General features: G+C 58.0%; 1 protein-coding gene. It reads left to right on the top strand.

Features of this window, described 5'->3' with window-relative positions; genetic code table 11:
- Positions 1-276: tetraspanin family protein (locus tag P2081_RS20825; protein WP_278924693.1), on the top strand; the 276-nt coding region annotated here is incomplete at both ends.

The following is a 276-nucleotide window of genomic DNA, read 5'->3' as shown; positions in this document are numbered from 1 at the left end:
CGGTGGTGTGTTGGCTGTGGGTCTATGGTCCGTCATCTACAAGCACCAGTACGTCTCCCTGTTGACCACTTCCACCTACGTCCTCACCGGCTATGTCCTCGTCGTCGCTGGAGCCCTCGTCCTCCTCGTGGTCATCCTCGGCTGCTGTGGCGTCTGGAGGGAGAACAGATGTCTCTTGTTGGTGTACACATTCCTGTTGCTGCTGATCTTCCTGCTGGAAGTGATGGCGGGACTGTTGGCCTACGTCTACCAGGCGCAGGTAGATGACGGGTTGTC

It is taken from the genome of Pseudophaeobacter profundi, from assembly GCF_029697505.1.
Classification (GTDB): Bacteria; Pseudomonadota; Alphaproteobacteria; order Rhodobacterales; family Rhodobacteraceae; genus Pseudophaeobacter; species Pseudophaeobacter profundi.
Note: the sequence above shows the minus strand (reverse complement) of the source record. Positions and strands in the feature narration are given on the sequence as shown.